At 41.9% G+C, this 23,800-nt stretch carries 25 protein-coding genes and 1 tRNA gene; 4 read left to right on the forward strand and 22 right to left on the reverse strand.

Annotation, left to right across the window (positions count from 1 at the left end; translation table 11 throughout):
- Window position 1: 1 nt before the first annotated feature.
- The 12 genes from ACVR1G_RS01990 to ACVR1G_RS02045 all read right to left on the reverse strand — a co-directional run bounded on the left by ACVR1G_RS01990 (window position 2) and on the right by ACVR1G_RS02045 (window position 7,819).
- Window positions 2-493 carry a hypothetical protein gene (locus tag ACVR1G_RS01990; protein ID WP_447451547.1) on the reverse strand — a complete coding sequence of 164 codons (492 nt, stop codon included), beginning with the start codon at window positions 491-493 and terminating at the stop codon, window positions 2-4.
- A 55-nt stretch (window positions 494-548) separates the two neighbouring features.
- A complete protein-coding gene (locus tag ACVR1G_RS01995; protein ID WP_447451548.1) occupies window positions 549-1,193 on the reverse strand; it encodes an HD domain-containing protein in 645 nt (214 codons plus the stop codon).
- Window positions 1,186-1,770: a GNAT family N-acetyltransferase gene (locus ACVR1G_RS02000; protein WP_447451549.1), complete on the reverse strand. Its 585-nt coding sequence runs from the start codon at window positions 1,768-1,770 to the stop codon at window positions 1,186-1,188. Before ACVR1G_RS02000 ends, ACVR1G_RS01995 begins: the two co-directional genes overlap by 8 nt.
- Window positions 1,771-2,029: 259 nt before the next feature.
- Window positions 2,030-2,389: a helix-hairpin-helix domain-containing protein gene (locus ACVR1G_RS02005; RefSeq protein ID WP_447451550.1), complete on the reverse strand. Its 360-nt coding sequence runs from the start codon at window positions 2,387-2,389 to the stop codon at window positions 2,030-2,032.
- Window positions 2,390-2,600: 211 nt separating this feature from the next.
- Window positions 2,601-2,855 (reverse strand): DUF1912 family protein, encoded by a 255-nt coding sequence (locus ACVR1G_RS02010; protein WP_447451551.1) that lies wholly within the window; start codon window positions 2,853-2,855, stop codon window positions 2,601-2,603.
- A 46-nt stretch (window positions 2,856-2,901) separates the two neighbouring features.
- A complete protein-coding gene (locus ACVR1G_RS02015) occupies window positions 2,902-3,840 on the reverse strand; it encodes an AEC family transporter (RefSeq protein ID WP_447451552.1) in 939 nt (312 codons plus the stop codon).
- 11 nt (window positions 3,841-3,851) lie between these two features.
- The gene (locus tag ACVR1G_RS02020; protein ID WP_447451553.1) at window positions 3,852-4,607 is read right to left on the reverse strand and encodes an alpha/beta hydrolase; all 756 of its coding nucleotides are present in this window, start codon (window positions 4,605-4,607) and stop codon (window positions 3,852-3,854) included.
- Window positions 4,608-5,158: 551 nt separating this feature from the next.
- A tRNA-Thr gene (locus ACVR1G_RS02025) sits at window positions 5,159-5,229 on the reverse strand.
- Between the two features lie 75 nt (window positions 5,230-5,304).
- A complete protein-coding gene (locus ACVR1G_RS02030; protein WP_447451554.1) occupies window positions 5,305-5,694 on the reverse strand; it encodes a rhodanese-like domain-containing protein in 390 nt (129 codons plus the stop codon).
- A gap of 180 nt (window positions 5,695-5,874) precedes the next feature.
- Window positions 5,875-6,840 (reverse strand): ROK family glucokinase, encoded by a 966-nt coding sequence (locus ACVR1G_RS02035; RefSeq protein WP_447451555.1) that lies wholly within the window; start codon window positions 6,838-6,840, stop codon window positions 5,875-5,877.
- Window positions 6,833-7,057: a YqgQ family protein gene (locus ACVR1G_RS02040; protein ID WP_447451556.1), complete on the reverse strand. Its 225-nt coding sequence runs from the start codon at window positions 7,055-7,057 to the stop codon at window positions 6,833-6,835. The genes ACVR1G_RS02035 and ACVR1G_RS02040 overlap by 8 nt, the downstream gene beginning before the upstream one ends.
- Window positions 7,058-7,294: 237 nt before the next feature.
- Window positions 7,295-7,819: a Dps family protein gene (locus tag ACVR1G_RS02045; protein ID WP_447451557.1), complete on the reverse strand. Its 525-nt coding sequence runs from the start codon at window positions 7,817-7,819 to the stop codon at window positions 7,295-7,297.
- Window positions 7,820-7,976: 157 nt separating this feature from the next.
- On the opposite strand from ACVR1G_RS02045, the gene ACVR1G_RS02050 reads away from it, so the two are divergent.
- Window positions 7,977-8,642: a prepilin peptidase gene (locus ACVR1G_RS02050; RefSeq protein WP_447451558.1), complete on the forward strand. Its 666-nt coding sequence runs from the start codon at window positions 7,977-7,979 to the stop codon at window positions 8,640-8,642.
- A 14-nt stretch (window positions 8,643-8,656) separates the two neighbouring features.
- Here ACVR1G_RS02050 and ACVR1G_RS02055 read toward each other — a convergent pair whose 3' ends face one another.
- From ACVR1G_RS02055 to argF, 9 genes are all read right to left on the reverse strand, one after another.
- The gene (locus tag ACVR1G_RS02055; protein WP_447451559.1) at window positions 8,657-9,505 is read right to left on the reverse strand and encodes an NAD(P)H-hydrate dehydratase; all 849 of its coding nucleotides are present in this window, start codon (window positions 9,503-9,505) and stop codon (window positions 8,657-8,659) included.
- The gene (locus ACVR1G_RS02060) at window positions 9,502-10,359 is read right to left on the reverse strand and encodes a bifunctional methylenetetrahydrofolate dehydrogenase/methenyltetrahydrofolate cyclohydrolase (RefSeq protein WP_447451560.1); all 858 of its coding nucleotides are present in this window, start codon (window positions 10,357-10,359) and stop codon (window positions 9,502-9,504) included. The genes ACVR1G_RS02055 and ACVR1G_RS02060 overlap by 4 nt, the downstream gene beginning before the upstream one ends.
- A 96-nt stretch (window positions 10,360-10,455) precedes the next feature.
- A complete protein-coding gene (locus ACVR1G_RS02065) occupies window positions 10,456-10,614 on the reverse strand; it encodes a FeoB-associated Cys-rich membrane protein (protein WP_447451561.1) in 159 nt (52 codons plus the stop codon).
- A 16-nt stretch (window positions 10,615-10,630) separates the two neighbouring features.
- Window positions 10,631-12,784: a ferrous iron transport protein B gene (gene feoB / locus ACVR1G_RS02070; RefSeq protein WP_447451711.1), complete on the reverse strand. Its 2,154-nt coding sequence runs from the start codon at window positions 12,782-12,784 to the stop codon at window positions 10,631-10,633.
- Window positions 12,785-12,799: 15 nt separating this feature from the next.
- Window positions 12,800-13,264: a ferrous iron transport protein A gene (locus ACVR1G_RS02075; protein WP_447451562.1), complete on the reverse strand. Its 465-nt coding sequence runs from the start codon at window positions 13,262-13,264 to the stop codon at window positions 12,800-12,802.
- A 740-nt stretch (window positions 13,265-14,004) separates the two neighbouring features.
- A complete protein-coding gene (locus tag ACVR1G_RS02080; protein ID WP_447451563.1) occupies window positions 14,005-14,739 on the reverse strand; it encodes an amino acid ABC transporter ATP-binding protein in 735 nt (244 codons plus the stop codon).
- Window positions 14,739-15,428 (reverse strand): amino acid ABC transporter permease, encoded by a 690-nt coding sequence (locus ACVR1G_RS02085; RefSeq protein ID WP_447451564.1) that lies wholly within the window; start codon window positions 15,426-15,428, stop codon window positions 14,739-14,741. Before ACVR1G_RS02085 ends, ACVR1G_RS02080 begins: the two co-directional genes overlap by 1 nt.
- 526 nt (window positions 15,429-15,954) lie before the next feature.
- The gene (locus ACVR1G_RS02090) at window positions 15,955-16,185 is read right to left on the reverse strand and encodes a DUF1797 family protein (RefSeq protein ID WP_447451565.1); all 231 of its coding nucleotides are present in this window, start codon (window positions 16,183-16,185) and stop codon (window positions 15,955-15,957) included.
- A gap of 152 nt (window positions 16,186-16,337) precedes the next feature.
- The gene (gene argF / locus ACVR1G_RS02095; protein WP_447451566.1) at window positions 16,338-17,312 is read right to left on the reverse strand and encodes an ornithine carbamoyltransferase; all 975 of its coding nucleotides are present in this window, start codon (window positions 17,310-17,312) and stop codon (window positions 16,338-16,340) included.
- Between the two features lie 224 nt (window positions 17,313-17,536).
- On the opposite strand from argF, the gene ACVR1G_RS02100 reads away from it, so the two are divergent.
- The 3 genes from ACVR1G_RS02100 to ACVR1G_RS02110 all read left to right on the forward strand — a co-directional run bounded on the left by ACVR1G_RS02100 (window position 17,537) and on the right by ACVR1G_RS02110 (window position 20,728).
- Window positions 17,537-19,819, forward strand: coding sequence for an ATP-dependent Clp protease ATP-binding subunit (locus tag ACVR1G_RS02100; protein WP_447451567.1), 2,283 nt, complete (start codon window positions 17,537-17,539; stop codon window positions 19,817-19,819).
- Window positions 19,820-19,907: 88 nt separating this feature from the next.
- Window positions 19,908-20,357 (forward strand): NUDIX hydrolase, encoded by a 450-nt coding sequence (locus ACVR1G_RS02105; protein WP_447451568.1) that lies wholly within the window; start codon window positions 19,908-19,910, stop codon window positions 20,355-20,357.
- Window positions 20,358-20,425: 68 nt separating this feature from the next.
- Complete coding sequence (locus tag ACVR1G_RS02110) at window positions 20,426-20,728, forward strand: DUF1827 family protein (RefSeq protein WP_447451569.1); 303 nt, start codon at window positions 20,426-20,428, stop codon at window positions 20,726-20,728.
- 101 nt (window positions 20,729-20,829) lie between these two features.
- Here ACVR1G_RS02110 and ileS read toward each other — a convergent pair whose 3' ends face one another.
- Window positions 20,830-23,625 (reverse strand): isoleucine--tRNA ligase, encoded by a 2,796-nt coding sequence (gene ileS / locus ACVR1G_RS02115; protein ID WP_447451570.1) that lies wholly within the window; start codon window positions 23,623-23,625, stop codon window positions 20,830-20,832.
- Window positions 23,626-23,800: the final 175 nt, after the last annotated feature.

Consider the following 23,800-nt stretch of genomic DNA (forward strand, 5'->3'; position numbering starts at 1 on the left):
ATTAATATAACTCCTTCTTTAATTTAGCCTCACCATTATAAATATTTTTCATAATATTTTCGGCTTCTTTGTTAATTCTTTTTAATCCTTTATGGTAATACCAAATTTTACCATTAGAATCAGAAAAACTAGCAATCGCGTTAGACTTTAAATCCGAAATATCATCACTTAAATAAACAAATCCTTTTTCACCAACTAATTTTTTATATTCAAATCCTTGTTCCCTAGAATTTAGTATATTAAAAACTCTTTCCATATATTCTGGAACGGTTTCATTTTGTTTATGTCTCAAAAAATTAGGAATTTGTTTTTCAGGTGTTTTTTCGATTTCTTGAGTTTTCTCGCTGATACTATTTTCAACAGATTTCTGATTATTCTCAAACCGTACAATATCATCAGCAGAAGTATCTGACTTCGATGTTGCCCATGTAACTAAAACTCCAACAGCAGTAACAACTACTCCTGATAAAGCTATCCAACCACTTATTGACATATTTTTCACCTTAGTAAAACCTTTTTTTAATCACAACTACATAAGTATTAGCTTTTCACCGCTCCCCCTCCCACTCAGCATAAAATTGCTGGAGGTAGGTCTCCATAAACTCATGGCGGCCTTGGGCTAGGCGCGTGCCTTCTGTTGTGTTCATGAGGTTTTTGAGTTTGAGGAGCTTTTCGTAGAAGTGCATGATGGCAGTGTCCTTGCCCTTGCGGTAGTCCTCTAGGCTAAGATTTTCTCTTGGCTTCATGTTAGGATCATGGATTAGGCGTCCTTTGTTGCCCGAGTAGACAAAGGTCCTCGCAATGCCGATAGCGCCGATGGCATCGAGACGATCGGCATCCTGAACGACCTTGCCCTCTAAGCTGAGTTCAGCGCTGTTGTGGCCGCCCTTATAGGAAATACCTGTCATGATACTGGTGATTTCAGTGATTTGGGCTTGTGATAAACCTTGCTCAGTTAGAAAATTCTCAACCTCATCCAGAGCCTTGTCTTCATCAAAGAGCTTGCTATCGGCCATATCATGCAGCAGCGCAGCCATTTCACAGATAAAAAGGTTTGCTCCTTCTGCTCTTGCAATGGTCAAAGCTGTCTTAGTAACACGCGCAATATGCCACCAATCGTGACCGCTGGCTTCACCAGCTAAAGTATCTTTCACAAATCGGCGCGTGCTGGCAAGAATCTTTTTCTTATCCATGAGCCGCCTCCCATTCACTCTTAAGCAGTCCGTACCTCAGGTCATCACAACGATTTCCTTGGACATCCTTACGATCTCGAATCCGTGCTTCTAAGGTAAAACCCAATTTCTCCGCCACACGCTGACTTTGCTGATTGGTGTTATAGCAGTTCAATTCAATCTTATGAAGGTTGAGGAGGGTAAAGCCAAGCTCAATCAGGGCTGCTGCTGCCTCTGGAACAATTCCTTGTCCCCAATAATCCGGATGCAGGGTGTAGCCGATTTCCAACACATCATCTGCATGACGGTGATTAAAGTCCACAGAGCCAATCACCTTGTCCTGACCTTTCAGCTTGATACCGTAGCCGGAGGGTAGCTCCTGCTCTGCTTGACTTTTAGGCAGGACATACTCCAAATAATAAGCTTCATCCTCAACCGTCTCAACTGGTGGGAAACCTGCAGGATAAGTAACTTCTGGCAAACTAGCATAGTCAAAAACATCCGAAGCGTCCGCAGCTGTCCGCTGGCACAGTAACAGGCGCTCAGTTTCGATATCAGGTAGGATATTATTTTCAATAGCTCCAAGCATCCTCATCATTATTTTCACCTTCTAGCTAAACTTGCAAATTACATGAAAAACGTCCCTGTCTAAAGACAGGGACGAATTTATATCTAAATCCGCGGTACCACCCACATTCAGAAAACAAGCCGAGAAAGCTTGTTTTTCTGCAACTCAATTATACTATTGTGACCTACCAGCAACCCGTAAAAGCTATCTGTGCGGACTTCTCAACATTACCGCTCTCTGTGACAGATCTTAGGCTTTTACTCCTCTGATATGGGGCTTTCTTTAAATTTTAGGCTTTGAAGCTAACGCCATTTTCCTGCAACTTCTTAACAGTTGCTGGTCCGATTCCTTTGAGAGCAAGCAAGTCTTTTTCAGTCCAGTTCGCAAAATCAGCTGCTGAATGAATTCCAGCTTCATAAAGTGTTTCAACCAAGTTAGCACGCACATCAGCTACTTCTTTTGAGGCTGCAAAATCTTCAAGAGAAGTTGTTACCACTTTTGAACTGGTCGACTTAGGCGCTGTTGCCTGCTTAGAAGCTGAATTCTGAGCGGGCGCTGATGTCATTGGGACGGCTGGCTGAGACTTTAATAAGCCTTGACGTTTCATTTGCAATTTTAATACTTTTTTGCGATTTTTCTTTTTAGACATGTGTAACTCCAAAAACTTTTTTTATTATTATAGCAGGTTATTTCCAGAAAATAAATACTAAATCGCCTAGAAATCGCAATTCTAGGCGATTCGTCATCATTTTGTAAACTAAATGACGTATTCGATTAACCTTTTATCCCTCAGAAGCAGTTTAAGAGACCAAAAGAGGCAATAGATGTGATTCCTTTAAAGAATCTACCCTTTTTGTTCTCTAGTACTTTCTTTTACCAAATAAACCATCAGGCAGATCATGAAACTTTTTGCCTTGGTGGTAATTAGCCATTTTTCCTTGTAAAAACTGGTAGGCATCCAGACGGCTTTCATAGCGAGTAAGGGCTTCCTTAGCGCGTTCATCGCCATCTTCTTCCCAGACTTGCTGACTAGCCTTAATCGCTGTTTCATTGACCATGATTTGGCTATTGAGCCAATCTTCAAGGTCTTTTAAAAATTCCTGTTCATAAGTCATTACTGTAGGCTCCTTCATCTCTAATTATCCTATTATAGCATCTTCGTCAGCCGAGTAAAACCATCAAAGTTGGAATGACAATGACAGTTATCACCGTTGTCTCAGTAACCATAGCAGCAGCATAATCTGCATCTGCCCCGTAGAGTCTGGAAACAACTGGAGCGTTGGTCATAACCGGCATAGCTGACTGGATAATAAAGACCTCTTTCATGAGATGGGGCAGTCTTGTTGGCATAACCATTATAGCCATCAAGAGCGGTGCTATAACAAAGCGCCCTAGGAGAATTAGGAGATTATCTTTACCAAGAGCAAGGTTCTTCAAGCCAACTTTAGAAATGGACAAACCAATAAAAATCATGGATAAGGGAATTGTAATATTACCCAAATAAGTCAGATCAGCTATGACGAAGTGAGGCAGTTTAACATTGAACAAGACCAAGACGACCCCCAGTATAAATCCTAACAGGGGAGGTGACAGGATTTTCTTTAAGCTATCTATCCAATTAAGCGAGTGCTTGCTTTGCCCATCGCGCTGAATTAAATAGAGGCCAATCGTCCAAAAGAAGGTTGTATTGCACATATAGTAAACCAGAACATAGGGGATACTGCGATCGCCAAAGAGAGCTTGATTAATGGGGAGTCCAACAAAAACCGTATTTGAGTTGAAAAACATGGAGGCAAAAAGGCCTCGATGGGATTTATCAACCCGAAAGATTTGTGCTATCGCTAGAGCGATTCCCAATAAGATGGTCATCGATAAGGCGGGATAGCGAAGCTGAGGCAACATCTCTTTTAAATCAGAGGCAGAAAATCTCCCTATAATCGTTTCAATCATGTAGCAAGGCAGACCAATCTGTGTAACCAAACGAGCTAAGATAGCAGAGGATTTATCGTCAAACCAGCCTCGTTCAGCTAGGAGATAGCCTATTAAAACCATGACTAAAATAGTGATAATTCCTGAAATACTCCCAAGAAAAACAGACACTTTTTCCTCCTCTAGCCTTGCTCCAAATCTGCTAAGTAATCCAGCATAGCCTGTCCAGCTGCAAGTGCATGGTCAGCTTTAAAACCATGACCAGCTCCTAGTAAAACTTTTAAACGGGCCTGTTTATAGACTTTTTGTGCTCGCTCTGAGTAAACCAAAGGAACGATAGAGTCGCTATCACCATGCACAATAAGGACAGGGCGTTGGTAGGCAGCTATTTCCTCATAAACATCAAAAGACAAAGCATCCCTATTGTAGATAGAGCCTACACTAACGCCCATAACCTGTCTGGATTGGGAGCCTGTACCGTACTTGGCCTGGCGCTCAGCCGCATCATCCTGCAAAACAAAAGCTGGATAAAACAGTATAAGACCAGCCACTTGCTCGGGAATCTGTCCAGCAAGGTAAGCCGAGACAAAACCTCCTTGGCTTTCTCCCAACAGATAGATGCGCTGATTATCAATACGAGGATCCTGCTGCATGTGTCGAATAACCGCCAGCAAATCGTCAGCTTCGGTTAAGACAGACATATCTGTAAAGAGACCGTCACTCTGGCTTTGGCTGCTGCCACCGCAAAAGTCAAAAATGTAGGCAGCATACCCGGCGTTACAAGCCATCTCAGCGTAATTCACATTCTTGAGATAAGTAGCCCTAAAACCATGCGACATAATAATGACAGGCAATTTTTCCTGTCTGCTATCAGGCAGATAGAGTTTTCCATAAATACTGAGTTCATCTCTTTTTAACCATAGTTCTTGAATTTCCATAATAGACTCCTTTAACATAAGATAGTGAACTGGTTTAAAAGGTCCAATGAGAATTTTGAAACATTAAGGCTGAAAAATAAAACTGCGATAGCCAATAATTTTGCAGCGCTTATAATCCTAAAAAAGTGGAGTCTAGGACAAAAGTCCAGACTCATTAGTATTATTCTAATTTACTAGGTCAACGCAGTGGTTGATTGGAAGTCCCTCCCTATCTTGGGGTGCATTCCATTTTCAGGCACCCCCTTAAACAACAGTCCACTGGATTGTTTAACCACCACGCAAGTGATTGTTTCAGCAGTTTGGGAAACTGTTGGAAGTTATCTAATACCATGAACTTTGCTCATCACATTCGTTTAAGTTTTCTACTTTGGCCTTGTGGCAAAAGAAAAACCAGTCAGCAGTAGTTCATCGGTGCTAAAGTACCTAATGAACTGTGCAGGGGTAAGACTTCTTGGCCTGACCAACAAGTCTTGCTCCTCACCATTTCACCAAGAGTTTATTCCAAAACAGGAAGACTGGACAAGTTTTGCCCAGCCTCTTTTAAGTATATCTGCCACCACCGAGAATCGAACTCGGAACGGAGCATTACCATTGCTCTATTATACCATTTAACTACAGCGGCCACCTAACTATAATATCATAGTCGTTAATTTCTGACAAGGTATAAATCTGAAAAACTTACTAGATGTTTAGCTTCTTACTTAGTCTTACCATCCCAATTTTCAAAGCCACTTTCTAAGACGTAGATTTCCTTGTAGCCAGCCTTTTTGAGTATGGGCACAGCACGGGCAATAGCCTGACTGCGCATATTATCGTAAAGTAAGACAGGCTTATCCTTACGCAATGCTGATAGTGATTCTTTAAATTGCTCAATCTGGAAATTGCGAGCTCCTAGAATATGTTTCGTTTGAAAAGCTGATGAACTGCGTAGATCAATAATTTGGCCGCCATGCATAAGTCCTTGAAATTCGCTGTTGCCGATGAACTTAGCAGCACGACGAATTCGCAGGTAGCGCCAAGCGGACCAACCTATGAAGGCCAGTAAAATAATAGCAGTGAAAATCCAGTTGATAGTCGTTTGCGACATAAAACAAATACTCCTTTTTTATAAGATACAAAGGGCTGATTCGCCTTAGCGAAAATTTTTAATCGAGATGATTTGGTCAAAAATCTCCGTGCTTAGGCAAAACTGCAAGAAAAGTAGTGGCTAGCTAGATGATAAAATAGCTCTACCCTGCGAGCTATTTAAGATTAATTTCTATTTAAATTAGGCAAATTGACGAGCTAAACTTGCGGCTCCGATAATGCCGGCGTCGTTGCCCAGTTCAGCGATTTTAATTTTAGTAGACATTTTAACGGCTGGAAAAGCATACTGCAAGAAATATTTTTCTACACGGCTGCGCAGAAATTCTCCAGAAGCAGACACACCGCCACCAAGCACAACAGAATCTGGGTTAAGAGTGTTTCCTAAGTTAGCTGCTGCTAATCCAAGGTAGAAAGCAACTTTCTCAACAACTGCATCTGAAAACTTATCCCCAGCCGCAGCTGCAGTGAAGATATCCTTGCTGGTAACATCATCACCATTATCAATAGCTGCTTTTATATTGGAGGCACCTTCATAAGCTTCAGCCATCTGGCGAGCTAGGCGTACTACGCCCGTAGCTGATGCTACAGTTTCAAGACAGCCTCGGTTACCGCAAGTGCACTCAAAGCCCGTTTGAGGTTCAACATTAATGTGACCAATTTCACCACCAGCACCAGCAACACCGTGAATCAGATTGCCATCAGCGATAATACCGCCGCCAACACCAGTTCCCAAAGTCACAAGGATAACGTCCGGCTGATTGCCGCCAGCACCAGTCCAAGCCTCTCCTAAGGCAGCTACATTAGCATCGTTGTCAATGGCAAAAGGAATGCCGGTTTCTTTTTCGATGACTGAACCAACTTCTTGTTTGTCAGCCCAATTAAGATTAAAAGCTCCCGTGACAGTTTTCTTATCACGGTCAACAGCCCCTGGCGATCCCATGCCAATGCCAATGAAATCCTCGCTCGTCAGACCATAGAGATTCAATCGATGCTTGAGTGATTCTACAATGTCAGGGACAATGTGCTTCCCATCTTCCAAAATATTAGTCTCAATTGCCCACTTTTCCTGAATGTCACCTTCAGTTGTCAGAATACCAAACTTAATTGTTGTTCCACCTAGGTCAATTCCCAGCAATTTTTTAGCCATTCGTATGTCCTGCCTTTTCTAGTCTTTCTTTTTCCAAGCGATGTTCCCGTCGCAAGATCAACTCAGCTTTTAGATAGTCCTCTTTTTCTAGAAGACCGCCCTGATAGAGGCCTTCCAGTTCAATTTTCATCATCTCAATATCATACAGACGCTTACCCAAATAAACGATTATACCAAAGCGTTTGAGCAGCTGCTGAACATCGTATAAAGTTTTCATAACAATGATTGTAACAAAAAAAGCGACCGCTTTCAAGACTGCTATGACAAGCTTTGGGAATTTTTCAGCCTAATGAAAGATCACTTATGTCGCTCAAAATTCAGTACAAACCTTAGTCGGGTTTTAATCATTTCACTATCCATTTGACAAAGACCCCTCCAGTCCTTGGAACTTGCTCAACAGACAAAAATAAGGTTGGGACGACCCAACCCTAGCCATATTAATCTAGTTTCTAGCTCACAGCCCTGGTGCTTGACCTAGTTCAGCCTGCAGCATCCAGATGGTCTTCTCAGCATCTGCTTGGGCTGCTGTAAAAATATCATTCGATGGAGCGTCACCTTCTTCATCGGTAACGTCCAGACCAACTTGATAGAGCTTATCTAAATAAGTATAAACCTCTGCTAAGCGCACTAGGTGTTCCGGCATAGATTTGGACCAAGTACCCTTTTCTTCAATGAGTTTTGATTGCTGATCAAATTCTCTCAGCGTTGAATAGGGAGAACCGCCAAGTGTAATCAAGCGCTCACTGATTTCATCCAAACTTGCATTGAGGGTATCCATAAGTTCATCCATCTTGGGATGCAGATATAAAAAACCTGCTCCGCGCATATACCAATGAATCTGGTGAACAATAGAAACTGCTTTAGATAAATCAGCTACCGCTTGATTGAGAACAGCTTTTGTTTTAGCGCGCGAGTCAGCTGCTTGTGGGTCTATATTTTCAGTTAGGCTTTCATAAATAGTTTCAACAGAATTTGCCATATATAACTCCTCCTCAGAATAAAGGCTAGGCAGTTGTAGAACTGCTTAAATAACGAATAGTTACCTTTTTTAGAATGATTCTTATCTGGTAACACCTTTATTATAGGTTTTTTCACAGCCATGTGCAACTATTTGAACTTTTTTCGGATAGATAGGTATGGAGAGTATATTGATTATGGCCTTGGGTGCCAGTCTAGGTTCTTTTATCGGTTTAATTGTCGATCGGTTCCCAGAAGAATCTATTATAAAACCGCGCAGTCATTGTAATTATTGCGGCCAAACCTTGCCTATTAGGGATCTGATTCCTATTTTCTCACAACTTATCAATCGCTTTCGCTGCCGGTTCTGCGATCAAAACCTCCCTTTAACATACAGTTTGCTGGAAATTAACTGTGCTCTGATTTTTTGGCTGGGCTGGCAGGGCGAATTGGATTGGTCGCAAATCTTTTTGGTCTTCACCAGTCTAACCCTAAGTCTCTACGACATTCGCAATCAAAGTTATCCCCTAATTATTGTGCTGTTAGCTGGTTTAATCTTACTACCTTTTTATCACGGAAATTTGCTTTTTGGCTTTTTTATATTAATGGGAATTATCTGCCAGTTGATTCCCTTGGGAATAGGTGCCGGTGACTGTTACTATCTTGCTCTTTTAGCTATTAGTTTAGACTTACGAAACTTGCTTTGGATCATCCAGATGGGCAGTCTTTTAGCTATTTTTGCACTTCTTCTCCAAAAGAAAAAGGGACCTCTAGCATTTGTTCCCTTCCTTAGCCTGGCTTATATGGTGGAAATGGTCTTGATGGCAATATGGTCACCTTATTAGCATCAAAAGGAGTTTTAAATGGGCTTCTTGCCACTCATCTCCTTCATCCACTTGGGCAGCTCCCTGCTGATGGCGGTAGGGAGAACGACATAATTATCCTTAGAGAGGTCATCTGCGATCGCTGAGTGAAGATAAACCGCAGTTGCAACAGTCTCAAATAGATTGTCTCTAAACTGAGCAGCAAGACCTGCAATCATACCAGCTAAGGTATCTCCCATACCCCCAGTTGCCTGATAGGGACCGCCCACGCGCAATTCGCCTAGATGCCCCTTTTGATCAAAAATCTTGGTTTGGTGTGATTTTGCAACGAGAATAGTCGCTGGCGGAAATTGAGTAAGGGCCGCCTGTGTATTCTCCACTGTTTGCTCCGAAATACTGATACCAGACAAGCGTTCCCATTCCTTTTGATGAGGCGTTAGGATTAGCTTACTGATAGGCCAACTAATCGGACTTTGTTCGGCCAATAAATCGATCGCTGAACCATCTACTACTAATACCTGATTTGCACGGGCAACAGCTTGAACAGCACTTAAGGCTGCTTTGCCTGCCTCACTATCACCCAGTCCTGGACCTATTAAAACAAGGTCTGCAGCTTGAATTTGTTGAGTCAATCGTTTTCTGTCTGTCACATTAAAGGCCATAGTTTCTGGTAAATGGGCATGTAAAGCAGAAATATTGGTCTGATCAGTTGCAACTGTGACTAAACCTGCTCCACTCTTGACAGTTGCTAGGGCTGCCATTATGATAGCCCCGCCATAAGGGTAGAGGCCGCCGATAAGGAGGACACGGCCAAAAATCCCCTTATGACTCTTAAGGGGACGGGGCTGTATTATTTTCCTTGCTAATATGTCATCAATAATCATAGTGTCACACTTCTTAGCGCTGCTTGATAAGTTTGTTCGAGAAGCATAGTAATGGTCATGGGACCAACACCCCCTGGAACGGGAGTAATGAGGCTAGCTAGCTCTACAACTTCGTCGAATTTCACATCTCCGATGAGCTTACCATCGTCATCACGATTCATCCCGACATCAATAACTACTGCTCCTTCCTTGACAAAATCCTTGGTTACAAAATGGCCTTGACCTATAGCTACAATCAAAATATCTGCCTGTTTGCAAACAGCCGCCAAATGACGGGTTCGCGAATGAGTAAGGGTTACTGTAGCATTTTTACCCAAGAGGAGCTGAGCCATAGGTTTACCAACAATATTAGAGCGCCCGACGATGACTGCCGTCTTACCCTCTAGGTCTACTTCATACTCGCGCAGCATTTCCATGATACCAGCTGGTGTACAAGGCACCATCAACGGTCGGCCTGACCATAAATGGCCTGTATTCATAGGGTGAAACCCGTCGACATCCTTGTGAGGGTCAATAGCTAAAATCACACGTTTATCATTGATATGATGGGGCAAGGGCAGCTGAACCAGAATCCCGTGATAGGCTGGATCTTGATTATATTTAGCGATTAACTCGAGCAACTCTTCCTCACTAGTGGCATCAGACAAACGAAGGGTTTCACTTCTAAATCCCGCTGCCAGAGCTGCCCGTTCTTTATTACGTACATAAACTTGACTAGCTGGATCATCCCCTACAAGAATCACAACTAGGCCTGGCACAAAGCCATGTTCCGACTTAAACTGAACAACTTTATCGGCTAACTCAGCTTGTTTTTTCTGAGCTAGGGCTCTACCATCAATCAATTTTCCTGACATTGTTCTCTCCCTACTATCAATAAGTACTTTTCTTTATTATACCAAAAAAGGCCTAGGTAAACTACGCCTTATTTTAGTACTCCTATTTTATTCAAATTAAGATAAATGGTGATTAGTCTTAGCAACTTTATGCATCTCCTCCTTGATCGGACAGGCACAATCACAATCACCACAGGAACCTTTTTGTTTGACATAGTGCCTAATACCGCCTAGCATTGCTAGGACAATTAGACTGGCAATGATAATTGTTGACATCCTAATACCTCCTCGATTATTGTTCTTGTGCCAATGACAAAGATTCCAAGGTGATAACAGTCTCCTTGACTTGACGCGGTTTTCTTAGAATGAAGTAACTCATAAAAGCGAGAAGCACAGCTGCTATGACTGTCCAAGAAGTCACCGCTTTTCCATATAGCAGAACCAAGCCAAACTGATACATAATTAGGCTGACCAAGTAGGCTAATCCTGTTTGAAAGCCTATAGCCAGTAGGGTCCATTTGAGATTGCCCATCTCCCGCTTGATAGCACCAATAGCGGCAAAGCAAGGAGCACACAGGAGATTAAAAGTTAAGAAAGAGTAGGCTGCCAATGCTGTGTAGTCTCCCCGTAAACTAGTCCACAGAGCGTGACTGGTCTCTGTAGCATCAGGATTGTGATAGAGAATTCCAAAGGTTGCGACAACCGTTTCTTTGGCCGCCAGTCCTGTGATCGCTGCAACAGTCGCCCGCCAGTTGCCAAAGCCTAACGGTGTAAAAATCCAGGCCAATAAGCGACCGAGGCCGGCCAAGATACTATTCTCAGTTTCGACTGCCTGAAGGGCAAAATTATAGGAAGACATAAACCAAATTAAGACTGTCAGGCTAAAAATAATGGTCCCAGCTCGTTTGACAAAGCTCTTTGCTTTTCCTAAAGCATAACGCAGAACAGCATTGACCTTGGGCAGGTGATAACTTGGCAACTCCATAATAAAGGGACTGGTATAGCCTCCCAGAACACTGGTTTTTTTGAGAGCTATTCCCGATAGAATAATGGCCACCATCCCCATAAAGTAGGCACTCGGTGCAATCCAAGGATTGTGCGGGAAAAAGGCTCCAGCAATCAAAGCTATAATGGATAATTTAGCAGAACAGGGCATAAAGGTTGCTGTCATGATGGTAATACGACGATCCCGTTCATTTTCAATGGTTCGGCTCGCCATAATCCCCGGCACGCCACAGCCAGTCGAAATTAGCATAGGAATAAAAGATTTACCGGATAGGCCAAATCGTCTAAAAATGCGATCCATGACAAAGGCGATTCGACTCATATAACCAATGTCCTCTAAAATCCCTAAACAAACAAAGAGGACAAAAATTTGCGGTAAAAATCCTAAGACCGTTCCGATACCGGCAACAATGCCATCAATAATCAGCGACTGAAGCCAATCAGCCACTTTTAAATCTTGTAAGATAGCTGCCACAGCATCAGGGACATACTGACCAAAAAGGACATCATTGACCCAGTCAGTCCCCATGGTTCCTACCGTTTGGATAGATAAGTAATAAACCGAGAACATCACTGCAGCAAAAATCGGCAAGGCCAAAATTCGGTTGGTAATAACCTTATCAACTTTATCTGATAAAGAGAGCTTGAAATCATCCTTTTGACTCTGGGCCATCTGGCTAACTTTTTCAATAAAGGCATAGCGCTGATTGACGACCAGAGACTCAGAATCTTCGGTAAAGATTTCCTCTGTGATCCTGATAATTTCATCGATTTCTTTCCTTTGAAAAGGAGACAGATCAAGTTCATCTTGAACCAACTGATCACGTTCAAAAAGCTTTATGGCATAAAATCGGTTGGACATCTCCGGTACCGTCTGACCTAAAACGTCCACAATTTGAGCGAGAGCCGCTTCAAACTTGTCATCGTAAGTAGGGTATTGCACAGTTTCAACTGTGCTTTTGGTCGTTTGACAAGCTTTTTTAATAGCCTTATCCACGCCCGTATTCTTCAAGGCACTGGTCGCAATGACAGGGACTCCCAGCTGGTAGGACAGTTTTTCCAGATCTATAGTTTTCTTCTGTCCCTTAAGAACATCACTCATATTAAGGGCAATAGTGACAGGAATACCTGTTTCAATCAATTGAGTCGTTAAATAAAGATTCCGCTCCAAGTTAGTCGCATCAACAACATCTAGGATCGCATCGGGCTGGTTGCTCAAAAGATAATCGCGTGCCACTTTCTCTTCTGGACTGTAAGGAGACATGGAATAAATTCCAGGCAAATCCTGAACAGCAACCTGCCGCAATTGTTTTACTTGACCGCTCTTTCGCTCAACTGTTACCCCTGGCCAATTACCAACGCGCTGGCTAGTTCCTGTCAGTAGGTTGAAAAGGCTAGTTTTACCGCTATTAGGATTGCCAATTAAAGCTACTTCTATCATCATCTCACCGCCATTCTAATTTTTAATTCTAACGACACTGATCATTTGAGCTTCTGATTTTCTAAGAGTAAGTTCGTAACCCCGTACAGTAAGTTCGATAGGATCCCCCAGAGGAGCTACCTTTCGAAGATGAACTTTTGTATGTTTGGTTAAACCCATGTCCATCAAACGCCGTTTGGCCTCATTAAGCGCAAAAATATTATCAATATAAGCAGACTCACCAACTTGTAATTCTGATAAGGGCAAGGTGCTGGTGTCCTCATGGACTTCAGTTACGTCAATGCAACTCAGAATTGAAGCATCAAAGGCTAGACGGTTAGCTTTTAAAAGTACAATAGCGCTGCTTTTAGTCCTAGAGATCAGTTCCAACTGAGTACCAACCTTGAGTCCCAAATTAGATAGGTGACGCAAACTATCCTTAGGCAAGTCAATACTGATGATTTGGTAAGGAATATTAAGTCTAGCTTCTTGCAAAATCACAGTTTTGTTCTCCTTTTATTAAGCTATGGCAGAAGCTTATTATCTAAGCGCTCCGCAGATAACAAAGACCAAATACTAGGGTGAATAGGCTCCCCTCTCGCTAACTCCGTTTGGTTAGTTAAATCAACTAACCAAATATCGTGTCGCAAAACCGCTCTACTTATCTAGTGGCTGATCAGAAGTTGGAAATTAAGCTCGCAAAGCAAGGCATCAATGAAAGACTCAAAGGAAAGCAAGGTAACCAGAATCTCTAATTGCTCAGTAATCATTTCTTCCTTTCCCATTATCGCAGCTTTCTAATTTTTAGACAACGGCTTCACAGAGTCCTTGGAGTGCTTTAATAACCAGTATAAATACTAATTTTATTTGTCCTTATTATAGCACAGAAAAGCTGTAAATTCGCCTGTTTTCAATAGATTAGAATGGTTATAATAGGGTGCTCTTAACAGTTCTTATTCCAGATTTAAACTGTAAAATACTTTTCAACTATAAATTGAGCATAATACGTTTTTTCCATTGATAATGAATCCCCAGAAAAAGAAGTTACAACTAAAATATGATAAGAAAACTTGCCTAGTATCGGCCAGCTAACCAATACTAATTAAAAAAGCCGAGATAAAAATTCTCAGCCTCTTTATACAAACGCGTTATAAGAACTTGCCTTTTTTCTGTTTATCCCAGCGGCAAAATAGAAAGACGAGGGAAATTGATTCCTTCTCTATTCTCCTACTTATTAACTCTCATAAGACTTTCCCTAAGAAGTCCTTGGTCCGCTCCTCCTTTGTTTGATCAAAAACCTGCTGCGGACTCCCTTCTTCTACGATGACACCACCATCCATAAAGATAACACGATCTGCGACTTCTTTGGCAAATCCCATTTCGTGGGTGACGATAACCATGGTCATACCGGACTTCGCCAAGTCTTGGATAACAGCGAGCACTTCCCCAACCATTTCGGGATCGAGAGCTGATGTGGGTTCATCAAAGAGAAGAACATCTGGATCCATGGCTAAACCGCGTGCAATTGCAATCCGCTGCTGCTGACCACCTGATAACGATGTTGGATTGGCTTTGGCCTTATCTTTCAGTCCAACCTTGTCCAGTAATTCATAGGCTTTTTCTTCTGCCTGAGGTCGAGACTGTCCTTTGATTTTCGTTGGTGCTAAAGTAATATTTTCCAGTACATTCATATTAGGAAAGAGGTTAAATTGTTGGAACACCATTCCCATTTTCTCACGCATCTTGAAAACGTCGTTTCTTTTATCTGTAATATCAACACCTTCAAAGCTGATCGTTCCTTTAGTCGGCACTTCCAGCAGGTTCATGGCACGCAGGAAAGTAGATTTCCCTGATCCCGACGGACCGATGATGGCAACAACTTCTCCTTTTTTAATTTCTAAATCTATTCCTTTGAGAACTTCGTTATTGCCAAAATATTTATGCAGATTTTTAATACTAATCAATGTATCTGTCATTATTTTTGTCCTTTCCCAAGACGGTTTTCAAGTGACTTTTGTCCAGCTGTCAAAATAGTTGTCAGCACCAAATAGTAGAAAGCAGCGAACAAGAGGGGTTCCAGTGGAATATAGGTTGTCGCTAAGACCGTTTGGGCGCCGTTCCACAATTCCATGATACCAATAGTCTGCAAGAGTGAACTGTCTTTAATAATGGTGATAAATTCATTTCCCAAGGCAGGCAGGATATTTTTAAAAGCCTGAGGCAACACCACATAACGCATTGCCTTGGCTGGTTTAATTCCCAGCGAATAAGCCGCTTCGGTCTGACCTTTAGGAACTGCTTCAATCCCAGCACGAACGATTTCTGAAATATAGGCACCGCTATTTAAAGACAGAATAATAATACCTGGAATCAAGCGGGAAAAGTCTAACTCAACCGTACCAAAACCGATTGACGGTGCATTTTTAAAGTCCATCCAAAGAAAGGCAATCATGATTTGAACAACCATAGGTGTTCCACGAAAGACCCAGACATAAAAGCTAACCAGCCAGTTCAGTAACTTGATGTGCGAGCGTTTAGCAAGGGCCACCAGAACGCCCAAGATGGTCCCAAATAAAACGACACAGATAGAAATCATGATGGTGACAATCACGCCATAGTTAAAGTAACCCCAATATTTAGGTAAAAACGAAAAATCAAAATTCACAGATTTACTCCTATTATACGGCTTTGAGCCATTCTTAAAGACCAGCTAGATATATTTTAAATTTTAGCTGCTTATCAATAATTTTATAACCAATTCTATCATAAAATGAATAATAATACAATATCTGTTTATAAAATTAGTTCTCCCTATTAAAAAGGAATTAAAGATTATTCGGACTATTGAAAGCCTATATTGGCTAGTAGAGTGAGAGATTCACAGCAAAACTAAGATTAGGGATCAGTAAAGTTGACTTCATTATACTCGCTTAATAGTCCAGCAAACTTAATAAAATAGGGAACTAAAAACCGAAACGCGGAGCTCCCAACTGATCACTGCACAGAGCTATTATAAGAGATTGATTATAGGTGCTGAAAAATTTTATCCTATACACAGGCCCCTGCTTTTGGATTTGAACAGCAGGCAAGGCTAGTTTAAAAATAAGAAAAAGACCTCCGAGGTGTTAGATTTTAAATCCAACTCCTGAAGATCAATTCAATTATCTTTTTAATTTCTATTTTGTTTTTAATTAGTAGAGCAGATCATAGATTTCCATAGCAATCAAGTCAATGCTGTCAAAGGTGTAGGTTTCACGCGCCTTAATATCACGCAATGTGAAAACAGGGCCATTTTCGGGGTCGTTAGCAAAAGAAACTTCTGCAACAACGAGGCCATCACGTTCAAAATTCCTCTTTAAGTTGCCTCCATCTGTCGTCATCAAATTCAGACGATCAATAATTCTCACCAAATGTGATTCCATGTAGATTCTCCTTAACTAAGATACAAATCCGCAAAATATCGTATGAATTTCAGGAACTCTTGCATCATAATGTTTTTAACTATCCCTATTTTACCATAAAGTAAAAGATTGAGATAGATGAAAGGCCGGAAATCACTGTGATTTTTACATTATTAATTCTCTTGATAGGATTGGTAAAGAATTGCTTTGATAGCGTGCATACGATTTTCTGCCTCTTGGAAAATAACCGAGCTGTACTTTTGAAAGACTTCATCGGTAATTTCTAATTCACTATAGCCGTACTGCTCGTAAATGCTATAACCAATATCGGTATTGGTATCGTGGAAAGCTGGCAAGCAGTGCATAACAATCAGGTCAGGATTATCAGCCAAATCAAGCAGCTCTTTGTTGACCTGATAAGGCAGGAGCAAGTCAATTCTATCCTTGAAATCGACTTCTTCTCCCATGGACACCCAGACATCCGTATAAATCATATCGACCCCTTTTACGTCTATCACATCATCCGTCACTTTTAATACAGCACCTGTATTGTGCAGGTGTGCTAAATCAATGATAGCCTTACTAGGCTGTAAGTCTTTGGGGGCAATAATGGTACAGTTGACACCGAGAATGGCTGATGTTACCAGAAGGGAATTAGCCATATTATTGCGGCCATCTCCTAGGTAGGCGATACTCAAACCATCAAGGCTGCCAAAGTGCTCCGTCAGAGTCAAAAAGTCCGCTATCATCTGGGTAGGATGCCAGGTATCTGTCAAACCGTTCCAAACTGGAACATCGGCATGGGCAGCTAAGGTCTCAATATCTTCCTGCCTGAATCCGCGATATTCGATGCCATCGAACATAGAACCGAGAACTCTGGCTGTATCAATAATTGATTCTTTTTTACCCAGCTGGATTTCACCAGTACCTAGATAGGTAACGTTCATTCCCAAATCTTGTCCTGCCACTGTAAAGGCTGAACGTGTTCTAGTAGAAGTCTTTTCAAAAATGAGAGCAATATTTTGTCCTTCTAGATAGTTATGAGGAATCTTATCCTTTTTGAGCTGCTTAAACTTAGCAGACTGGGTAATTAAATCTAGCAGTTCCTGTTTTGTGAAGTCTATTTCTTTTAAAAATGATTTTGCCATGGTTACCCCTTTTGTATTTTTATACAATAATTCTATAATATTTTGCGTTTTTGTCAAGAATAAACTGTATTTTATTCATTTTTATAAAATTAGCACTCTCACTCTTCCTCTGCTAAAATTATAATCTTTTTACTTGATTTCTAAGTTATGAGTGTTATAATAACAGCATAGAATTTGACCTTTATTGACTATAAGGCCAAATCAGTCAGATTGGAGGTAATCCTATGTTATGTCAAAATTGTCAACTTAACGATGCTAGCATACATCTATACACAAATGTCAATGGGCAGCAAAAGCAGATTGATCTCTGCCAGAACTGCTACCAGATTATGAAAGCTGATCCAGAAAATATTCTCAATAGTAACCCCACTAACCAATCCATGGATTCTTTCTTTGATGATTTCTTTGGTGATTTAAACAATTTTCGCGCTTTTAACCAAGAACTGCCTAACGCTCCTCAAACAGAAGCTGGTAGATCAGGCGGCAATGGAAATGGCAACAACGGTGGAGGAGGCGGCAACAACCGCAGACGCCGTCCGCAGCCCCAAGCACCTCAGCAACCTCAAGGAATCTTGGAGGAATTTGGTATCAACGTCACAGACATTGCCCGTCGCGGTGATGTTGATCCTGTTATTGGGCGCGACCAAGAGATCGTGCGAGTGATTGAAATCCTCAACCGTCGGACAAAAAACAATCCGGTTTTGATCGGGGAACCCGGTGTAGGTAAGACTGCTGTCGTCGAGGGCTTAGCTCAAAAAATTGTCGATGGCAATGTTCCTCAGAAACTGCAAAACAAACAGGTTATCCGTTTGGATGTTGTCAGTCTAGTACAAGGAACAGGTATCCGAGGGCAATTTGAAGAACGCATGCAAAAGTTGATGGAAGAAATCCGTCAACGCCAAGATGTGATTCTCTTTATTGATGAAATCCATGAAATTGTTGGGGCTGGAGGAACAACCGATGGCAGTATGGATGCAGGTAATATCCTGAAACCAGCTCTTGCCCGCGGTGATCTGCAACTGGTCGGAGCTACCACACTCAATGAATATCGAATCATTGAGAAAGATGCTGCACTTGAACGACGGATGCAGCCAGTTAAGGTTGACGAACCGTCTGTTGAAGAGACCATTACGATTTTACGCGGTATTCAGCCTAAATATCAGGATTATCACCATGTTAAGTACACAGATGACGCTATTGAAGCTGCTGCCGTTCTTTCTAACCGCTACATTCAAGATCGCTTCTTGCCCGATAAGGCTATTGACCTTTTGGATGAGGCCGGCTCCAAGATGAATTTAACGCTCAACTTTGTTGATCCTAAGGATATCGACAAGCGTTTAGTTGAGGCAGAAAATCTCAAGGCACAGGCTACACGTGAAGAAGACTTTGAAAAAGCAGCCTACTTCCGTGATCAAATTGCTAAATATAAAGAAATGCAGGCTCAGCAATTATCGGACCAAGATATTCCGGTTATCACTGAAAAACATATCGAAGCAATTGTGGAAGAAAAAACCAATATTCCTGTCGGTGATTTGAAAGAAAAAGAACAATCGCAGTTGGTCAACCTGGCAGATGATTTGAAATCTCATGTTATCGGTCAAGATGCTGCTGTTGATAAGATTGCTAAGGCCATCCGCCGTAACCGTGTCGGTCTGGGAGCTCCGAATCGCCCTATTGGTAGTTTCCTTTTTGTCGGCCCAACCGGTGTTGGTAAGACTGAGCTGTCCAAACAGTTAGCGATTGAACTCTTTGGTTCTGCTGACAGTATGATCCGTTTCGACATGTCTGAATATATGGAAAAACATGCTGTGGCTAAGCTAGTTGGGGCCCCTCCAGGATATGTTGGCTACGAAGAAGCTGGTCAATTAACTGAACAAGTCCGCCGTAATCCTTATTCACTTATTCTTTTAGACGAAGTCGAAAAAGCTCACCCAGATGTCATGCATATGTTCTTGCAGGTGCTAGATGATGGTCGTCTGACAGACGGTCAAGGCCGTACAGTCAGCTTCAAAGATACTATTATCATCATGACTTCAAATGCTGGTACTGGTAAAGTGGAAGCTTCAGTCGGGTTTGGAGCGGCTCGTGAGGGTCGTACTAATTCCGTTCTGGGAGAGTTGGGTAACTTCTTTAGTCCAGAATTTATGAATCGTTTCGATGGTATCGTTGAATTCCAAGCCCTCAGTAAGGAAAACTTACTGACGATTGTTGATTTGATGCTGGAAGATGTTAATAATCGTCTAGCTACCAATGGACTCCATCTTGATGTCACAGCTAAGGTTAAAGAGAAATTAGTTGATCTTGGCTATGATCCTAAGATGGGGGCGAGACCTTTGCGTCGTACCATTCAGGAGCATATTGAAGATGCGATTACCGATTTTTATCTTGATAATCCAAATGAAAAGCATTTCAAGGCTGTCATGACTTCTAATGGTAAAATCACTATCAAGGGGGCTAAGAAGGATGAAGATTCCGCCCTTAAGGAAGAAGCTTCCCTTGCAGAATAAATCATTGTAAAACTTAAACGGTCTGAAATGTTTTCAGGCCGTTTTCTTGGTATAATCAGTATAAACTAATTAGAGACGAGGCAATAGAATGACTAATCCTACTTATGGAGAAAAAATTACTGGTAAAGACTACGTTAGCCGTTACGGTGTCTATGCTGTCATACCTAATCCAAACCAGACAAAAATTATCTTGGTGCAAGCTCCTAACGGCGCTTGGTTTTTACCGGGGGGTGAAATTGAAGAGGGTGAAGACCATCTTCAGGCTCTCAGCCGTGAATTGATTGAAGAGCTAGGCTTTACAGCTCGGTTCGGAACTTATTACGGCCAGGCTGATGAATACTTCTATTCCAGTCATCGAGACACTTATTTTTATAATCCAGCCTACATCTATGAAGTTACAGACTTTGTAGATACAGGCAAACCCTTAGAAGATTTTAATAATCTAGCTTGGTTTTCAATTGATGAAGCAGTCAGTAAGCTTAAGCGAGGAAGCCATAAATGGGGGGTTGAGCAGTGGAAAAGGGTTTATAAAAAATAATCAAGCACCGCCATTTTAATAAAATCGTGCTATAATGGTAATATGCAAATCCCTTAAGGAGGATAGTCATGAGACTTATCAATACTACAAGTAGCCATCCTGATCTTGTTCGCAACCAGCTGCGCAATACTGACGCTAAGTTAGTTGAGGTGTATTCGGCCGGCAACAGTGATGTTATTTTTTCTAAAGCACCTGGTCATTATGAGCTCTTGATTTCAAATCGTCATCGTGCTATTAAAGATGAAGAAATTGAGAAGATCCGTGAGTTCTTCTTCAAGCGCAAAATTAATCCAGATATCGTTATTCCTGATCAAATCAAATCGAGTCATACAGAAAAGTTGATTGAAATCTCAATTCCTACTACTATATAAGCATATGCCCTCAGCTCTTATGAGAACTGGGGGTTTTTCTATTAAATAAAAAATCTTGAGATGATAGGTCTCAAGATTTCAATGTTTATAAACTAAAATAGTTATTTTGCTTTCACTTCAAAACCTTGGGCGACAGCTTCTGGGAAATTGTTTTCGACAATTTCTGCACAGTGGTCACAGATGGTTACGCCATAAGAGCGCTCCTTAGTGGTTTTATCTGTACGGCGGCAACGATCACACACATCACCTGCAGCGTGTTCAACACTGAAGGCCACTCCATCAAAGCTGACAGCATCAGCTGGTGCTGCTTGGTCAGTCACTGTTAATTGTGAAACAATTAGAAGCTGAGCGATATCGCTTTGAAGGCCCTCAAGAAGACTCTTTGTTTCTCCGTCAGCATAGATTGTCAAGTGAGCTTCCAGAGACTTACCAATAATCTTCTCATTACGAGCTTCTTCCAAGGCCTTTTGCGCCTGGGTACGGAAGATCATGAAGGCTTCCCACGTATCAAGAATGCGTTCCTGATCAGCAAAGGTTTGCGCTTCCGGCATATCAGTCAATTGAACAAACTCCTCTACTTCTTGGTCCAGATAGGACCAAATTTCTTCAGACGTATGAGGAAGAATAGGCGTCAATAGCTTGGTGATTTTTACTAAAATATCATAGAAGACAGTTTGCATCTGGCGGCGAACCTTGCTGTCGGCCGCCTCAATATAGACAACATCTTTAGCAAAATCTAAGTAGAACGCTGATAGGTCAACTGTCAAGAAATTATTGACAGCCTTATAAACACTCATAAAGTCATAATTGTTATAAGCTTCGAGGATAGTTGCTACCAACCGGTTGAACTTAATCATCATATATTGGTCAACCGGGCGAAGATCCTCATAAGCGACCGCATCAGCTTTATCGAAGTCAGATGTGTTAGCCACCAAGAAGCGAAGCGTATTGCGGATCTTACGATAACTTTCTGAGGTTTGCTTCAAGATATCCATTGAGATGCGGACATCATTGCTGGTATCTACAGTTGTTACCCAGAGGCGCAAGATTTCAGCACCGAATTGTTTTTCAACATCACTCGGAAGGATAGTGTTACCAAGTGATTTAGACATTTTTTCACCTTTACCATCAAGTACGAACCCTTGTGATAAGATAGCCTTGTAAGGCGCATGGCCGTTAACCGCAACTGAGGTAATCAAAGACGAGTTGAACCAACCACGATACTGGTCAGATCCTTCCAAATAAAGATCAGCTGGATAAGCGAGACCTTCACGCTGGTTCATGACGCCATTCCAAGAGGATCCAGAGTCGAACCAGACATCCATGATATCCGTTTCTTTGGTAAATTCACCATTTGGTGAACCTGGGTGGGTATAGCTTTCTGGCAAAAGAGCTTTAGCAGACCACTCCCACCAGATGACTGAACCATATTCAGCAAAGAGGTCAGCCACATGATCTGTCACATCCTTAGTCATGATAGCTGTACCATCTTCTGCATAGAAGATTGGGAGGGGAACACCCCAAGCGCGCTGACGCGAAATAACCCAATCACCACGGTCGCGGATCATATTGTAGAGGCGCGTTTTCCCCCATGATGGATTAAATTCCGTTTTTTCAATCTCATCAAGAATTTCTTGACGGAATTTAGAAACAGAAGCAAACCATTGGGGAACAGCCCGCCAGATGATCGGCTTCTTAGTCCGCCAGTCAAATGGATAGGAGTGAGTGATCTCTTCTTGTGCAAGAAGAAGATCACCTAACTTTTCAAGGACTGTTGGCAGGACCTTGTCATAGAATTGACCTTGGAAGTCATCCCCTGCTTCTTGCGTCATGATACCGCGACTATCAACTGTTACAGAAACTTCGAGTCCATATTTAATACCGACATTATAGTCATCTTCACCAAAGCCAGGAGCCGTGTGGACAATTCCTGTACCGGAATCCAGTGTAACGTGGTCCCCAACCATAACAAGTTCTTCAACATGGCTATCCCACGGATGGGCGGTTTTGATATATTCCAATTCTGAACCATCGTGACGCTCAAGGACTTCATAAGCTTCCCAGCCAAATTTGTCCGCCAAACTTGGGAGTAATTCTTCAGCTACGATAAATTTACGATCATCACCAACAACTTTGACAGTCGCATATACAAAGTCAGCCCCGACTGTCAAACCGCGAGAAGCTGTGATTGTAAATGGTGTTGTTGTCCAAACAACGATATAGGTGTCAGTATCTAAAATTCCCTTACCGTCGGTGACTTTATTGGCATAAAAGAGTGAGGTAGAAACGAGATCATGATACTCAATCTCAGCTTCAGCCAGAGCTGATTCTGATGACCAGGACCAGTAAACTGGCTTGGCTCCACGGTAGATATAGCCCTTATCTGCCATGGCCCCGAAGACACGAATCTGAGCTGCTTCATAGTCAGGCGTCAAGGTTACATAGGGATTGTCCCAGTCGGCCGACATTCCGAGGCGTTTAAAATCCTCACGCTGTTTATCCACTTGGGAAAGGGCATAATCACGACACATCTTTAGATATTCAGCACGGTCTAGCTCCTTACGTTTAACACCCTTTTTGGCTAAAACTTGCTCGATAGGCAGTCCATGCGTATCCCAACCTGGATTATAGGGAGCACGAAACCCCATCATAGACTTAGCGCGGATGATAATGTCTTTAGAAATATGGTTCATAGCATGTCCAACATGGATATTTCCATTGGCATAGGGAGGACCATCATGCAGGAAGAAAGCCGGTTTATTGACATTTAGGGCTTGGCGTTTCCCGTAAACGTCAGCTTCCAACCAAGCTGCCTGCCACTGAGGTTCCTTATTAGGAAGACCTGCTCGCATAGGAAAAGCGGTATTCCCAAGATTCAAAGTTTCTTTTAATTTCATGATTACTCCTTCTAAAATGATACACTAACAAAAGTAGATAGCAACTAGGATCCTTTGAGCATAGGCTTGCCCTATCTCTTAAGAAATCCCTTAAAACATTTTAAGTAAGATAATATAAAATAAAAAGCCCTCATCGCAAAGGACGAGAGCTCGTGGTACCACCTTACTTTGGACT

Source organism: Streptococcus dentasini (assembly GCF_053206945.1).

Excerpts from the sequence above, each read along its gene's own strand:
- argF (WP_447451566.1), bottom strand. The coding sequence starts at position 17,312 with ATGGCAAAATCATTTTTAAAAGAAATAGACTTCACAAAACAGGAACTG.
- ACVR1G_RS01990 (WP_447451547.1), bottom strand. The coding sequence starts at position 493 with ATGTCAATAAGTGGTTGGATAGCTTTATCAGGAGTAGTTGTTACTGCT.
- ACVR1G_RS02035 (WP_447451555.1), bottom strand. The coding sequence starts at position 6,840 with ATGGCTAAAAAATTGCTGGGAATTGACCTAGGTGGAACAACAATTAAG.
- ACVR1G_RS02060 (WP_447451560.1), bottom strand. The coding sequence starts at position 10,359 with ATGTCAGGAAAATTGATTGATGGTAGAGCCCTAGCTCAGAAAAAACAA.
- ACVR1G_RS02020 (WP_447451553.1), bottom strand. The coding sequence starts at position 4,607 with ATGGAAATTCAAGAACTATGGTTAAAAAGAGATGAACTCAGTATTTAT.
- feoB (WP_447451711.1), bottom strand. The coding sequence starts at position 12,784 with ATGATAGAAGTAGCTTTAATTGGCAATCCTAATAGCGGTAAAACTAGC.
- ACVR1G_RS02010 (WP_447451551.1), bottom strand. The coding sequence starts at position 2,855 with ATGACTTATGAACAGGAATTTTTAAAAGACCTTGAAGATTGGCTCAAT.
- ACVR1G_RS02040 (WP_447451556.1), bottom strand. The coding sequence starts at position 7,057 with ATGAAAACTTTATACGATGTTCAGCAGCTGCTCAAACGCTTTGGTATA.
- ACVR1G_RS02030 (WP_447451554.1), bottom strand. The coding sequence starts at position 5,694 with ATGTCGCAAACGACTATCAACTGGATTTTCACTGCTATTATTTTACTG.
- ACVR1G_RS02050 (WP_447451558.1), top strand. The coding sequence starts at position 7,977 with ATGGAGAGTATATTGATTATGGCCTTGGGTGCCAGTCTAGGTTCTTTT.
- ACVR1G_RS02090 (WP_447451565.1), bottom strand. The coding sequence starts at position 16,185 with ATGGAATCACATTTGGTGAGAATTATTGATCGTCTGAATTTGATGACG.
- ileS (WP_447451570.1), bottom strand. The coding sequence starts at position 23,625 with ATGAAATTAAAAGAAACTTTGAATCTTGGGAATACCGCTTTTCCTATG.
- ACVR1G_RS02055 (WP_447451559.1), bottom strand. The coding sequence starts at position 9,505 with ATGATTATTGATGACATATTAGCAAGGAAAATAATACAGCCCCGTCCC.
- ACVR1G_RS02100 (WP_447451567.1), top strand. The coding sequence starts at position 17,537 with ATGTTATGTCAAAATTGTCAACTTAACGATGCTAGCATACATCTATAC.
- ACVR1G_RS01995 (WP_447451548.1), bottom strand. The coding sequence starts at position 1,193 with ATGGATAAGAAAAAGATTCTTGCCAGCACGCGCCGATTTGTGAAAGAT.
- ACVR1G_RS02005 (WP_447451550.1), bottom strand. The coding sequence starts at position 2,389 with ATGTCTAAAAAGAAAAATCGCAAAAAAGTATTAAAATTGCAAATGAAA.
- ACVR1G_RS02045 (WP_447451557.1), bottom strand. The coding sequence starts at position 7,819 with ATGGCAAATTCTGTTGAAACTATTTATGAAAGCCTAACTGAAAATATA.
- ACVR1G_RS02000 (WP_447451549.1), bottom strand. The coding sequence starts at position 1,770 with ATGATGAGGATGCTTGGAGCTATTGAAAATAATATCCTACCTGATATC.
- ACVR1G_RS02105 (WP_447451568.1), top strand. The coding sequence starts at position 19,908 with ATGACTAATCCTACTTATGGAGAAAAAATTACTGGTAAAGACTACGTT.
- ACVR1G_RS02080 (WP_447451563.1), bottom strand. The coding sequence starts at position 14,739 with ATGACAGATACATTGATTAGTATTAAAAATCTGCATAAATATTTTGGC.
- ACVR1G_RS02110 (WP_447451569.1), top strand. The coding sequence starts at position 20,426 with ATGAGACTTATCAATACTACAAGTAGCCATCCTGATCTTGTTCGCAAC.
- ACVR1G_RS02065 (WP_447451561.1), bottom strand. The coding sequence starts at position 10,614 with ATGTCAACAATTATCATTGCCAGTCTAATTGTCCTAGCAATGCTAGGC.